Raw genomic sequence first — 12,178 nt, 5'->3', positions numbered from 1 at the left:
GGGATAGCCGCCGCAACACGATGGAAATAGGACGCAATAGATTATTTTAGAATTGCAGATATTTTCCTAACTAACCTTCTTTTTGTTGCTTCATAATTTTCACTGCTTGCAATATCAATTGCAATCAAATGTGCAGCATTATTTATACTTTTATATTTTCCGTTATTTATTCCATTGATTGCCAATTCCACCAATTGCCGGTCAGAATCATAAGGTTTAATTCCGGGCCTGTTATTTTCGGGCATCGGAATATCGTTTCTGGCCGGTCCTAACTGCGGGCGTGTATGCTTGGTCATGCCGCCACCATCGGTACGATTGCCCGTGCTGCCAATTCTTCAAGTCCGTCCGCGATCCACTTGCCATAATGACGTTCGATCATCGCGGTGCTTGTGTCGTGCATCGCTGCCACCAACCTGATAGGCAAGCCGTTGCGCAAACCGCGCACGATAGACGAATGCCGCAAGCTATAGGACGTAACATCAACGCCCGCCGATGTTGCCAGCGCCTTCCAAGGTCGGGTTAATTCGGCTGCGTCGGTCCAAGGTCCGCGCCTGTCACGTTCCCACTGTGCCGGTCCCGTTTGAATGTGTCGCCAGCGTTCCAGCAACGGTTCACCCGGCCTGCGATCTTCCATAACGGGCCGGAGTGCGTCGATAACATCTTGTCCTACGGGGATCGGAATTGGCGGCTTCTCATAGTCTTGCGCTCGCCCTTTGTGGCTGGCAGGCATCATGATGCGTGACCGGTCCACCTGTACGTCGCTAACTCGTAAACGGATTACCTGCGAAAAGCGTGCGCCAGTTGCGGCTAACAGTACCACCATGCGCCCTAGATCGTCGTCGGTGGCAATGGCCGCTTGAACCAGTTGACGTACCTGTTTATCGGTCAAAATCTGATTATCTCGTGCGACAGGTTCGGACGGCTCGCTATCCGGCTTCACTAAACCAGCCGCTATAATTGGTTTCAATTCGTCCGGAGCAACCGCATTGAGAGCCGCTTTGAAATCGTTAGTGAGCCGTCGACGTGTCGCAGATTTACCGGCTAGTGAGGTTCGCCAGCCTGCAAGGTCTGCTTTTGTCAGTTTATGCAGGGGTGTGTCCGCAAGCGTTTTAAGCGCCGTTTGCGCGGCTTCCCATTTTAAGCGGTCGTCGTCGGTTAGGCCCTTCGGCGCATTGTCAGACGGCAGGACGTGTGTTGCTAACCGGTGTGCGTCTGATTTGACGATACGGCCAGCGCGCGCAGTTTCACGCGCGTCACGTGCCGCAATATATTGCTGTACCGCCGCACGCACCGTAAGAACCGGCCCGGCAGCTTCCGCCAATGCGTCCTTTCGGGCATTTTCAACGTGCAACCTTGCTGCCTTCACTGCTTCGTCAAATGATAGGTTGCCTGTTGCAATTTCATCGTCTGCCGTCGCCAGCGTCGTTTGCTGATATCGCTGATCCCCTACGTACCATCTGACCAGCCACCGCCCGCCGCGTTTGTTCTTCCGATAACCAAGATGCGTATCGGGATCGATTGATCGCCAATGTGTCCCTTCGCGCAATTTTAATCGTGCATTACGCGTCGTTATCGTCGCTTCGGTTAGCGTCCTTGCCATTCAATCCAACTCCGAGCCGTCCAATATTCGTCAAATATATACACTTGCACATCAATGGACAAGGGTGGACCGATTACATTTATCACATTGTAATTATTGGATAATCTCGGACATGTGCAGACGGATAATCACTAAATCTATCGCCCTCTCACGGCGCAAACAGGGGTTCGATTCCCCTTGGGCGTACCAATAACAAGTATGGCTTGGCTTTCTCTTCATACGACATATGGCCGGTTATTCTCGGTCAGCAATCGCTTCCGGTTTTTGTAAAACAAAATAGGCATATCTCCCGTCTTTCACGAGAGCATCGTAGGGTCTCAGTGAAACGGAAACCGGTTTGAAGCCGACGCTTTCAGCGAGTAACCAGAACTGGTCGATGGAGTAAGTTGTCATATTCGCCAGATTTCGCCGATATCCCCACCTATGGCCACGAGTCTCCGGCTCATTCGTGGAATATTTGATTTGGATAACAGCCAGCCCGCCGGGGCGCAGATGCTGAAATGCTATCCTCAATAGGTCAGCGCCGTATTCCTGTGTCGGTATAAGTTCGAATACATATGTGCAAATATAGATGTCGACCGGCAGTCTGATCTGCTCCAATGACTTCTGCGGCTTGTCTACATCTATCAGTACCGGAATGAACTGCTTGTATCCGACGTCTGACATGCGAGCCGCGCATTCCTTCAAGGATGCGGCAGATACGTCGATCCCAAGATATTCATTGGCCAGTTCTGCCAGCTGAACTGCATTCGCGCCGCCGCCGCACCCCCATTCCAGCATCCTGGAACCCTGCGCGTTCAAGCCGACAGAAGCTGCAGCATCTTGCACGAGCTTCCGATGCAATAGCCCGATTTGCATCCATGTGGCATCGGAAAGTCCGTCATTTCCCTTCCAGTGGGAATTCGATTTGTGATTGTTGGAAGTTTGATCGGCCCAATATTCTTGGGCATCGGATGCAATCCTGTTGGTCGATTGTCTGTAATTCAGCTTCGTCGCTGCATAGGCGAGCGAGCGTCTGACATATCGCGCGATCGGCATAACCATTGTTGCGCCCTCTGTTGCGCCTCCAAGATACCAACAAAGCTTCATAATCCGTAGGCGAAACGGGGCGAGGCGATTACTCCATTGGGCGTGCTGTTCAAGGCAAAGTACCAATTTCGGCTCATTGTTTTACACTTTTCCCGATGGGCTTTAAGGTGGGCTCCGATAAAGGATCAACCAGACGCGGAGGAACGATGAGCGTTTCAATCAAGACCGGATCGGCGAGCCTCATTTGTGACGGCATCGATAAAGGTATGGTGGAATTTAGCGTGGCTATTCCTGCAGACGGCGCGGATTTGACAAAGCGCGGCAAGTTCTGGGGTAATAAGGATGTGATCGCCGAGGCGATGAGTGCAACGGCGGTCGGCCTCAAATCGCATGAAGGCGACACCTATCCGGTGGCAGTCGAAGAGCTGGATCGTGATGGAGCCGCGCTCTTCACCGTGCTTGCTCCAGCCGAGTGACGGTAGCTCACCATGGCTTTGGATAAAGCGGGCGCGCGCCGATCACAACGCAAGCATGATTGGTGTGTTTCTGCAGCCATATCACTGCTGTTTGGCGCGGTGATGGCGTCCATATTCTATTATATTACCCTGTTCGGGGTCGGAAATGATGGATATTTTGTCATATTCTGCATCTATACTGCCCCTGTGGCGATAGTTTCCGGACTTTGGGGGCTATTTTACTGGAATAGTTCAATTGCGTTTATCGGCCTCTTTCTCTGTCTGTCTCCGCTCATCTATCTGAGCGTCTTTTAACCGGGCAAAAAGTAGCAACTATCCCGTATTCGCGGGATATGAAGATTGCGCATAGAAGTGCTAAGGTTAATGTATGTGGAAAATTGGATCGAATATTTATCCTCAAATCCATAATGCTGTCAGGGTGAAAGGTGTTCTTGCCGAACCTTTCTCGCCAAGAGATGTGCGTCGTGTCGCTCCCGGCTGGCCTTACTCCAGATACTTTTCTTTCCTTGCTGAAAACTGTACCGACAATCAACCGGATGGCGATGCGCTTTTCGTCCGGGTGGGCAGGGGGCAGTATAGTCTCAACGACAGGGCTATCGGGGCCGACTTCGAACGGCGAGCGGATCTTAGTCACTAAAGTGCATTCACAATAATGGGTTGGGGAGATCGAGAGGGGTCTAGTTGCAAAAATTTGCAACTGGCAGTGGGACGGTGCATAATCGGGGCATGAGAGAATCGTACAAGAAGCCCGATTATGAACAGGAGCTGCGTCAGGCAGGCGTTCGCATCACGCGGCCGCGCCGGATCATCCTGAACATATTGACCGAGACGGAAGACCATCCCGATGCGCTGGAGATTTTTCGCCGTGCGGTCGAGATTGACAGCAGTATATCGCTTTCGACTGTCTATCGCACGATGAAGCTTCTCGAAGAACGTGGTGCCATTCACCGCCACGCCTTTGCCGGAGGGCCTTCGCGCTTCGAACAGGCAAGTGGTGCGCATCATGATCATATCATCGATATGGATTCCGGCGATGTGGTGGAATTCCGCTCCGACAAGATCGAAAAACTGCAGGAAGAGATCGCCCGTTCGCTCGGTTACGAAATTGTGCATCATCGACTCGAACTTTATTGCAAAAAAATTCGAAACTGACGGAACCAAGTTTGATCTGCAACGTTAAGCGCGCATGAAGGTCGTGACCCCGCCCCCACAACACGGCCTTCAGAGTTCGCCTCAACCTCCCCGCACGAGGCGAGCGGCGAGAATGCCGCGCTGACCGTCAAACGTTATGCAGCTGGCGTTCCGCAAATTCAGAGCAAGCCGCCGTGGTTCAGGCCCAGGTCTGACCATGGCGGCTTTTTTTGGAGCTTTCGGGGGCGTTATCGCCTGGTCAGGCGTCGAACTGTTCTGTGGGGATGATGAGGGAATAAATTGCACCGGTCCCGTCGATGCGATAGTCGGCGTGACCGTTGACGGAGGCGGGAACGATCCGTTGCAGCACGGCGCTGCCGAAGCGCGGATCGTGCTCGAAAACCTCGGGCATTGCAGGATTGGTTTCTTCCCAGCGAAATTCCAGCCTGTCATCGCCGCTGGCGACATGAACAACCTGCGCCGAAATTTTCACCCGGCCATAGGGAATTGAAAGGCCGCCGAAGGAGGTCGCATTGACCACCAGTTCATGCAGTGCAAGCCCGACATGCAGTGCGGCACCGGGGAAAAGATAGGGATTATCGCCCTCGATACTCAGGCGTTCGTCGCTGACGTCGATATATTTCTCCACCTGTGAATGCACGAGATCGCGAAACAGGGCGCCACGCCAGTTCGAATCGGTAACCAGATCCTGCGAATAGGATAGGGACTGGATGCGTCCGCGAAATTTCAGCAGGAAATCGTCTATGGAGTCGGTGAAGCGCGCTGTCTGGCTGGCAATGCTTTGCACGATGGCCAGAAGGTTCTTGGAGCGATGGCTGACTTCGCGCAGCAAGGTCTTCAACACCTGCTCGCGCCGCTTCAGTTCGCTGATCTCGATGGCGGTCGTGACGAGACCCAGAACATTGCCGCTATCGTCGCGGTCGCAATCGATATGGAATTCGATCCAGCGCAGCTTGTCACCATCATTGATGGCGATCTCCACATTCTGCGCTTCGCCGGTATCCAGCGCTGCGCGCTTGGCGCCGTCGAGCTTGTGCAGGCTTGCGGAGAAGATGAAATCGCAGTCGCTTCCGCCGACTTTCCACTTTTCCTGCCAGTAAAGCGGGATGTTTTCTCCCCAGGAATAAACAAGATCGGGCGTCTGGTAGAGCACGCAGACATTGCTGTTGCGCACCGCCCTCAGCAATGCGCGCAAACGGGCTGCGTCGGGTTCGGTTTCCTGCAGGGTGAACTTTGTGCCAGCGGTCATGTTTGCCCCGATTATCCCGCAACCGAACTCAGAGCATTTCCGGCAAACGTGCGAAGCGGTTTTGCGTAGGAGAATGCGACGAAACACATATTTGGATCGTCCATTGGCAAAACGGCAAAAACTCCGGAAATGCTGAGCGGAAATTTGCGTGCCATGGCGTCCATTTCATCGACTGGTCGGCGGGTCTCGGTCGAGCGATCTTCTTGCGATCCTTGAACTGGCCCTAATTCTGGAACCGTTAGAGCGTGTTTTGCTCCGGTCGGATTATGCTCTAAACCGCCGCATGGTGCGATGCGACGGTCATTTTCCTTAAAAAGCAATATAGGCTGATGTGTCTGGAGGTCAAAAACAGCCTTTGATTTTACGTTTGTTATGCCTTGCGGATCGCGGAAGCGATGAGCGAAACGACGAGCAGTGCAAGGAATACGAAGAACAGAATCTGCGCTATACCGGCTGACGCACCAGCGATGCCGCCGAAGCCGAGCGCACCTGCTACCAGTGCCACCACAAGAAATACGAGCGCATAATAAAGCATGTCTGGTCTCCTCTTTATTGTGTGAAGGAGAAACGACATCGAAGCCGTATTGGTTCCGTGGTTCCGGGAAAATTAAGGCACTCACAACTCTAAATACTCATGACAAGACGTAAGGCGGTTTTACTTCGGGACAGGGCAGAGCCAACGACCAAACTCCCGAAAGGCATCTGCCTTTCGGGAGTTTATGATCTTTGGTTCAGGCTGCGACTTGCGAGGCTTCTTCGAAGAAGAGAGCCTGGCTGATCAGCGCTTTCACCATATCCGGGTTGAACGGCTTGGTGACAAGGAAGGTCGGTTCCGGGCGTTCGCCGGTCAGCAGTCGTTCCGGGAAAGCCGTGATGAAAATGACAGGAATCGTGTCGCTCTGCAGGATTTCATTCACCGCATCAATGCCCGAGCTGCCGTCGGCCAGCTGGATATCGGCCAGCACCATGCGCGGCTTTTCCTGCTTGTAGAGCGCCAGCGCTTCGTCCTTGGTGCGTGCGATGCCAACCACTTCGTGGCCAAGGCTTTCCACCATCTGCTCAATATCCATCGCGATCAGTGGTTCGTCCTCGATGATCATGATGCGCGTTGCGACCTGACGCGAAATCTCGGTCGATGCAGCCGACAGAACACGGCTCAGCTCGGCGTCGTCCAGTTCGAGAATTTCGGCGGCTTCCTTGTCGGAAAAGCCTTCAACCGCCACAAGCAGGAACGCCTGTCTCGGCAGTGGCGCGATATGCGAAAGATTCCTTGCCGCTTGCTGTTCCCATGCAAATTCCGACGCCGGTTCCGGCACGCGAACGGAGGCCGTCTTGTAAAGATCGCAGAAAAGGCGATAGAGGCCGATCCGGTCTGACGAGGCATCCGGAAAAATGCTCACATCGGCAATCAGGGCCTCAAGGGCGGCCGCAACATAGGCGTCGCCGGAGGCCTGGGAGCCGGTAAGAGCACGAGAAAAACGACGGAGATAGGGAAGATGCGGCGCGATACGCGTCGATAACGTCATGGTATTGGAACTCCTCAACTGCCGCTTTCGTTTATTAAATGCGCATTGGCGGACACGGCTTTGAACGCCTCCCACCCATGCTTTGAGCGCAGCATTATGCTACACATAACGAGACGCTTTTGAAAAAGTTCCGAAATTAAGGATTAAACTAGGGAACTTTTTGGTAACCCGTGCATTTTCCGGACAAGCAGGGGCTTAGATTAATAGGGTAGGGCAATCAGCCCGGAACGATCAAGATATGGCAGAAAAAGAAAACCTTCACATGAACGGAGCCGGGGTTCGGTCGTCCCGTCGCGTTCAGAAGGATATACTAGGACCAAATTGTGAAGTCGGATTGAAACTAAAGGCACTGTACACCTCGATACAGGACGAGACGATCCCGGATCGCTTCCTCGATCTTCTCCAAAAACTCGATCAGGCTGAACAGGAGAGTATGCGTGAACACAGCACCCGGTCCGTCGGTTGAGAGTAATGCACAGTTCAAGCGAGAGCTTCTGTCATCGCTGCCGAGCTTGCGCGCCTTTGCGGTGTCGCTGATCGGCCAGCACGACAAGGCAGACGATCTCGTTCAAGATACGATCATGAAAGCATGGGCCAAACAGGAGTCCTTTGAAATGGGGACCAATATGAAGGCCTGGCTCTTCACCATCCTGCGCAACGAGTTCTACACGCAGATGCGCAAGCGCGGTCGCGAGGTGCAGGACACGGATGGTGTGTTCAGCGAGCAGCTCGCGGTGCATCCTTCGCAATATGGCACGCTCGATCTGCAGGATTTCCGTGCAGCATTGGAGCAATTGCCCGACGATCAGCGCGAAGCGATCATTCTGATCGGTGCTTCGGGCTTTGCCTATGAGGAAGCGGCGGAAATCTGCGGCTGTGCTGTCGGTACGATCAAGAGCCGCGTCAGCCGGGCCCGTACACGCCTGCAGGAAATCCTCAAGATCGAAGGTGAAAGCGATTACGGCCCGGATGCTGATTCATCGCGCGCAACCTTGAGAAGCTTTGCGTAATGCAAGACCGCTCTCGCCCTCTTTCCGATGGAAAGGGGGCGGTGTTGCTAAAATCTCAAACCATCGCCTGTTTTCGCCCACAGCGATTGCATTTTATCGAACCACTTGTAGGTTAGTACCTGCTGATATTTCTTGTCGGCAAAGTGATCGTTTGTTTGTGGGTTGCGTCCTTGCCATCAGCCTTGTTGCAAAAACTGCTTCAATCGTCATCGAAGCCGGTTGCGGTTATCGTCTCGCTCGGCCTCGTGTTGCTGTCGGCGATCATGACGCTGTTCCTGTCGTCCGGTGTCAATCATCAGGTCGTCGACATTTCCCGCAATTACGCTTTGCGCCAGCAGGTCGACAAGGTCGCCCGTCTTGCCAGCAATATCGAGATGAGCCGTCGCGGTTATCTTCTGACGCTGGATGAGTCTTATCTCGATCTCTATCGAAATACGATCCTGAGTGTGGACAAGACGCTGACGGATCTCGAAGCCCTGACGGATCAGAACCCGCTTCAGGACGCGCGGGTCAAGCAGATACGTGCGCTGGTCGAACGCGAGCAGGAAGATGTGCGCGAGACGGTCAATCTTGCCCAGTCGGGCGATGTTGCGGCGGCGGTTGAGAAAGTGCGCGGCGATGAGGGCAAGGTGCTGATGGACCAGCTTGCCAACACGGTCACGCAATTCATCGATGCGGAAGAACAGCAGCTTCTTGAGCGCAACAAGCGGATCAACCGCATGCGCTACTGGATGACGGCGACATCCATTGTGGCGCTGGCTTCAGCCGCCATGCTTGCGCTTTTGTTGTTCACCCGCGTGCAGCGTTATGCGCGTTCCATGTTCGAAGGGCAGTCGGCGCTGCGTTCCGAAAAGCAATTGCTGGAACAGCGTGTGCGGGAGCGCACCGCCGAGCTTGAGCAGGAGCGACGCATTGCCGAGCGCGAGCGCGAGCGGGTCGAGCTGCTGCTGCAGGACACCAATCATCGTATTGGCAATTCGCTTGCGACGGTTTCATCCCTGCTTGGCCTCCAGATGCGGCAGACGCGCAGCGAAGATGCCCGCGCAGCTCTTGCCGCCGCTCGTGATCGTGTCCAGACCGTGTCGACGGCACACCGGCGCTTGCGTCTGGGCGAGGATATGGAATCGGCCCGCGTTGACGATTTTCTTGGTACTGTCATCAACGATATCAGAAGCGCCATCGGGCAGGACCGCAAGATCGAGTTCACGACCGATTTCGCGCCGCTGGATCTGAAAGCGCGCGATGTAACGACAATCGGCATTATTCTCGGCGAGCTTGTCACCAATGCGATCAAGCATGCCTTCAGGGGACGCCCGGAAGGGCATATCCGGGTCAGCCTGAAGCCGGGCGAAGACGCTATTCCGGTGCTGGTTGTGGAAGACGATGGAGTGGGCTTCGACAAGGAGCAGCAGAAATCCGCGGACAAGAACGGCCTCGGTACGCTGGTAATCGAGCAGCTTTGCATGCAGTTCGGTGAAAAGCCTGTCTACTGCAAAACCGACGATGGAATCGGAACCAGGGTGATTGTTCGCCTGTCGTCGCTTGCTGAAGAAGGGGATATGCCGGTTGGCAAATAAGCCTATCGGTCGTCGGAAAGAAGACGCCGACCGATAGGGGGCGGCGTCCGCAGATTTCTGTGAGGTGATTCAGCTCTGCGGAGGACGCTTCTTCTTCTCCGAAAGCAGCGAGACGAGCGCGATACCGGCAAGCGGCAGGGCGGCAGCCAGTATCGGCCGTTTTAGGATCGCAGGCACGGTTGCGATTGCCGCTGTTGCCACCATGGCCGATTTATCCGCGTCGATTTTCTGCTTGCGCTTTTTGGCCTCGGATGCAGCCTGAATTTTCAGGACTGCGAGAATGAGCAGCGCCACGATCAGCGACAATGCAGCGAGAATGAGAGCCGCTAGCGGCCCACCATAGTTCTGCGCCAGTGCCAGAAAGGCTGCGACACAGAAGAAGGTGATCGCGATGATCGCGAAAATGGCAATTGCCGCGCCAAAAATCGCCGCGCGTTTCGTTTGGCTCGCGACGAATTTCAGTTCCTCGCCTGCCATCGCAGACAATAGGGGCATGAGAGCTTTTAGCATGGCGCGCCTCAGCGGCGGGAGAGCAGGGCCAGCAGATAGCCGATGCCAAGTGCAGTCGCGAGCGAGGCGATCGGGCGTTCCCGCACTGTTGCCGTCAGCTGGGCTTCAACATCCTGCGCCTTGTTGCGCAGATCGTCGATGGCGTCCTCGCCTTGAACATAGGCGCTCTTGTAGGTTTCCTTCGCGCTGCGTTTTGCGTCGCGGACTGTCTGCGAACCGAGATTGGCAAGTGTTGCCGCAATGGCAGCGATATCTTCCTTCAGTTGCTCCACCTGAGCCTGAAGGTCTTCTGTGCTGGCATCGGTCAGCGCTTCCTCGATCTTTTCTTCGATCTTGCTCGTTTTCGCGGATGCACGCGCCATATCAGCTCTCCTGTTTACTCTCTGGTTATCGTTCGGATGGGTTGTCCAGATAACGTGCGGCTGGCCTAATGGTTGCATGCAAACCCATCAGCGGCAACAAGATCAGCCGGTTGTTGCAAGTCATGGTAAATGTTGGGGTAAGTAGAGGAAACTGCGGAAGCATGGCCGATAGTGCTTCCGCAAATATCGTGGAGTATCACTCCGCTTCGCCGTGAAGGATCGTGCCTTCCGGGTCCTTTTTATAGGCCGCATCCGAATAGGCGGGCTGTGCCTGCAGCTGTTCCTTGGTGAATTGCGTGAAGACATTCACCTTGTCATCCTTGCCGGATGCGACGTCGAGATTGGCGATGGAAACCGCCACCGGCTTGGAATTGATGCCAAGGAAGCCGCCCACATCGACAACGAAGGCCTCGGTCTGTCCGTCGGCGGTCATCAGGACGTCGCCCACCGTTCCGATCTTCGTTTCATCCGCACCGAAAACCGTTGCGCCGATCAGCTTGTCCGCACTTAGTCCCTCGGAGGGAACCGGCTTCATGCCATCGGGCATGACCCTGTCCGCCTTTTGCGTGGTTATCGTCTTTTCGGCGGCGGGCGGATCTGTGCGCGGCGCGCCATCCGCTTCGAAAGCTGCGCTGCGGTCGAATGCCGGTGCCTTTTCAAGCTGTTCCTTGGTCGCATCCACGATCAGCCAGCGCTTGCCGTCATCGCGAACCACCCATGACAGATGGTCGAAGCCGATTGCGACATTCTTCTCTCCGACACCGAGAAAGCCGCCGACCCCGATGACAACCGCCTGCGGGCTGCCATCGGCTCCGAGGATCATGTCATTGACCGTGCCGATATTCGCGGCATCGTTGGAAGGGCCGTTATAGACCGCCTGTCCGACAAAGCCCGACACCAGCAGCTGGCCGGGCGATGCCACGAAATATCCGTTCTCGCTGGTGACCGGCTTTTCCGGTTTCTCGTCGGAGAAAACCGGTGAACCATCCTGCGCGAAAGCGGGGAGGGCGATCAGCGCGGCAAGAGCCGTGGAGGCGAGAAGTCTTTTCATGGAAACTCCTGTCGGTAATTAAGGCAAACCGAAGGCGAGGGGCAATCTCGCCGTCAACAGGAGAAAAAACGAGGGGCAACGGTTTCAGTTCCGCTCAAAATCTGTGTTATTCAAGCGTCAAAATTGTGAAACCCATGTTCTGCGCATGGCAAAAATGAGGCAAGCGCGCTTATGGGTTGAAAATCTCTGCTTCAGGCCAGAAGCAGGTAAGCCGCTCCGGCCAGCATAATGAAGGCCAGTCCGACATGTGTGGGCTTCAATGAACGCTGCTGTACCGGCAGCGGATCGTCATTTCCCGCCATTGCAGTGCGTGCCGCATGTTCAAGCGTCTGTATATCCTTGAGCATCATTGGCATGTCCTCCAGAGTTCCGGCAGAATCCGGCTCGGCCGGAACTGCATTTCCTCCCGCGCCCCCGGAATTTTCTTTCAAATCCAACCCTCAGGCGTCTGGTTCACCCTATCAGGTCTGATTTGGCGCGAATGTGCAACTGGCAAAAAGGCGAGAGCTGAAAAATGTTCGCCTATCCTTGGGTTACATGACGAAAATGCCTTTGAAATGAAAACATGACTTGCGTCATCATATTATTGGGAGTTAAGAAGAGGCCCAACAGGCGGCGCGACGGCCTGCATGAAGG

General features: G+C 54.7%; 17 protein-coding genes. 7 read left to right on the top strand and 10 right to left on the bottom strand.

Annotated features, from left to right (window positions below):
- Positions 1-41 precede the first annotated feature (41 nt).
- From MKS82_RS11335 to MKS82_RS11325, 3 genes are all read right to left on the bottom strand, one after another.
- On the bottom strand, positions 42-296 hold the full coding sequence (locus tag MKS82_RS11335) for a hypothetical protein (RefSeq protein ID WP_240578870.1): 255 nt from the start codon (positions 294-296) through the stop codon (positions 42-44).
- The gene (locus MKS82_RS11330) at positions 293-1,600 is read right to left on the bottom strand and encodes a tyrosine-type recombinase/integrase (RefSeq protein ID WP_240578869.1); all 1,308 of its coding nucleotides are present in this window, start codon (positions 1,598-1,600) and stop codon (positions 293-295) included. The genes MKS82_RS11335 and MKS82_RS11330 overlap by 4 nt, the downstream gene beginning before the upstream one ends.
- Before the next feature lie 234 nt (positions 1,601-1,834).
- Positions 1,835-2,644, bottom strand: a complete 810-nt coding sequence (locus MKS82_RS11325; protein WP_240578868.1) for a class I SAM-dependent methyltransferase — start codon at positions 2,642-2,644, stop codon at positions 1,835-1,837.
- Between the two features lie 191 nt (positions 2,645-2,835).
- On the opposite strand from MKS82_RS11325, the gene MKS82_RS11320 reads away from it, so the two are divergent.
- The 4 genes from MKS82_RS11320 to MKS82_RS11305 all read left to right on the top strand — a co-directional run bounded on the left by MKS82_RS11320 (position 2,836) and on the right by MKS82_RS11305 (position 4,257).
- Positions 2,836-3,105, top strand: a complete 270-nt coding sequence (locus MKS82_RS11320; RefSeq protein WP_109989155.1) for a hypothetical protein — start codon at positions 2,836-2,838, stop codon at positions 3,103-3,105.
- Between the two features lie 12 nt (positions 3,106-3,117).
- Positions 3,118-3,399: a hypothetical protein gene (locus tag MKS82_RS11315; RefSeq protein ID WP_240578867.1), complete on the top strand. Its 282-nt coding sequence runs from the start codon at positions 3,118-3,120 to the stop codon at positions 3,397-3,399.
- A gap of 73 nt (positions 3,400-3,472) precedes the next feature.
- Positions 3,473-3,742 (top strand): hypothetical protein, encoded by a 270-nt coding sequence (locus tag MKS82_RS11310; protein WP_109989157.1) that lies wholly within the window; start codon positions 3,473-3,475, stop codon positions 3,740-3,742.
- 89 nt (positions 3,743-3,831) lie between these two features.
- Positions 3,832-4,257: a transcriptional repressor gene (locus MKS82_RS11305; protein WP_061348088.1), complete on the top strand. Its 426-nt coding sequence runs from the start codon at positions 3,832-3,834 to the stop codon at positions 4,255-4,257.
- A gap of 238 nt (positions 4,258-4,495) precedes the next feature.
- Here the strand turns inward: MKS82_RS11305 and MKS82_RS11300 are convergent, their stop codons facing one another.
- The 3 genes from MKS82_RS11300 to MKS82_RS11290 all read right to left on the bottom strand — a co-directional run bounded on the left by MKS82_RS11300 (position 4,496) and on the right by MKS82_RS11290 (position 7,032).
- Entirely contained in the window at positions 4,496-5,506 is a 1,011-nt protein-coding gene (locus tag MKS82_RS11300) for a sensor histidine kinase (RefSeq protein ID WP_109989158.1), read from the bottom strand.
- A gap of 370 nt (positions 5,507-5,876) precedes the next feature.
- Positions 5,877-6,041, bottom strand: coding sequence for a DUF1328 domain-containing protein (locus MKS82_RS11295; protein WP_007876538.1), 165 nt, complete (start codon positions 6,039-6,041; stop codon positions 5,877-5,879).
- Between the two features lie 196 nt (positions 6,042-6,237).
- Complete coding sequence (locus tag MKS82_RS11290) at positions 6,238-7,032, bottom strand: response regulator (RefSeq protein WP_176037966.1); 795 nt, start codon at positions 7,030-7,032, stop codon at positions 6,238-6,240.
- 238 nt (positions 7,033-7,270) lie between these two features.
- Here MKS82_RS11290 and MKS82_RS11285 point away from each other — a divergent pair, with 238 nt between their 5' ends.
- The 3 genes from MKS82_RS11285 (at position 7,271) to MKS82_RS11275 (ending at position 9,619) form a co-directional block, all read left to right on the top strand.
- Positions 7,271-7,498 (top strand): NepR family anti-sigma factor, encoded by a 228-nt coding sequence (locus tag MKS82_RS11285; protein WP_012091358.1) that lies wholly within the window; start codon positions 7,271-7,273, stop codon positions 7,496-7,498.
- Complete coding sequence (locus MKS82_RS11280) at positions 7,470-8,042, top strand: RNA polymerase sigma factor (protein ID WP_006467673.1); 573 nt, start codon at positions 7,470-7,472, stop codon at positions 8,040-8,042. The genes MKS82_RS11285 and MKS82_RS11280 overlap by 29 nt, the downstream gene beginning before the upstream one ends.
- Before the next feature lie 170 nt (positions 8,043-8,212).
- On the top strand, positions 8,213-9,619 hold the full coding sequence (locus tag MKS82_RS11275; RefSeq protein WP_109989189.1) for a sensor histidine kinase: 1,407 nt from the start codon (positions 8,213-8,215) through the stop codon (positions 9,617-9,619).
- A 69-nt stretch (positions 9,620-9,688) separates the two neighbouring features.
- Here MKS82_RS11275 and MKS82_RS11270 read toward each other — a convergent pair whose 3' ends face one another.
- From MKS82_RS11270 to MKS82_RS11255, 4 genes are all read right to left on the bottom strand, one after another.
- Positions 9,689-10,129 (bottom strand): phage holin family protein, encoded by a 441-nt coding sequence (locus tag MKS82_RS11270; RefSeq protein ID WP_109989160.1) that lies wholly within the window; start codon positions 10,127-10,129, stop codon positions 9,689-9,691.
- 8 nt (positions 10,130-10,137) lie between these two features.
- Entirely contained in the window at positions 10,138-10,491 is a 354-nt protein-coding gene (locus MKS82_RS11265; protein ID WP_109989161.1) for a DUF883 family protein, read from the bottom strand.
- Between the two features lie 196 nt (positions 10,492-10,687).
- Positions 10,688-11,542: a PRC-barrel domain-containing protein gene (locus MKS82_RS11260; protein ID WP_109989162.1), complete on the bottom strand. Its 855-nt coding sequence runs from the start codon at positions 11,540-11,542 to the stop codon at positions 10,688-10,690.
- Positions 11,543-11,733: 191 nt separating this feature from the next.
- Positions 11,734-11,892: a hypothetical protein gene (locus tag MKS82_RS11255; RefSeq protein ID WP_167522198.1), complete on the bottom strand. Its 159-nt coding sequence runs from the start codon at positions 11,890-11,892 to the stop codon at positions 11,734-11,736.
- Positions 11,893-12,178: the final 286 nt, after the last annotated feature.

The organism is Ochrobactrum sp. A-1 (genome assembly GCF_022488005.1).
Classification (GTDB): Bacteria; Pseudomonadota; Alphaproteobacteria; order Rhizobiales; family Rhizobiaceae; genus Brucella.
Note: the sequence above shows the minus strand (reverse complement) of the source record. Positions and strands in the feature narration are given on the sequence as shown.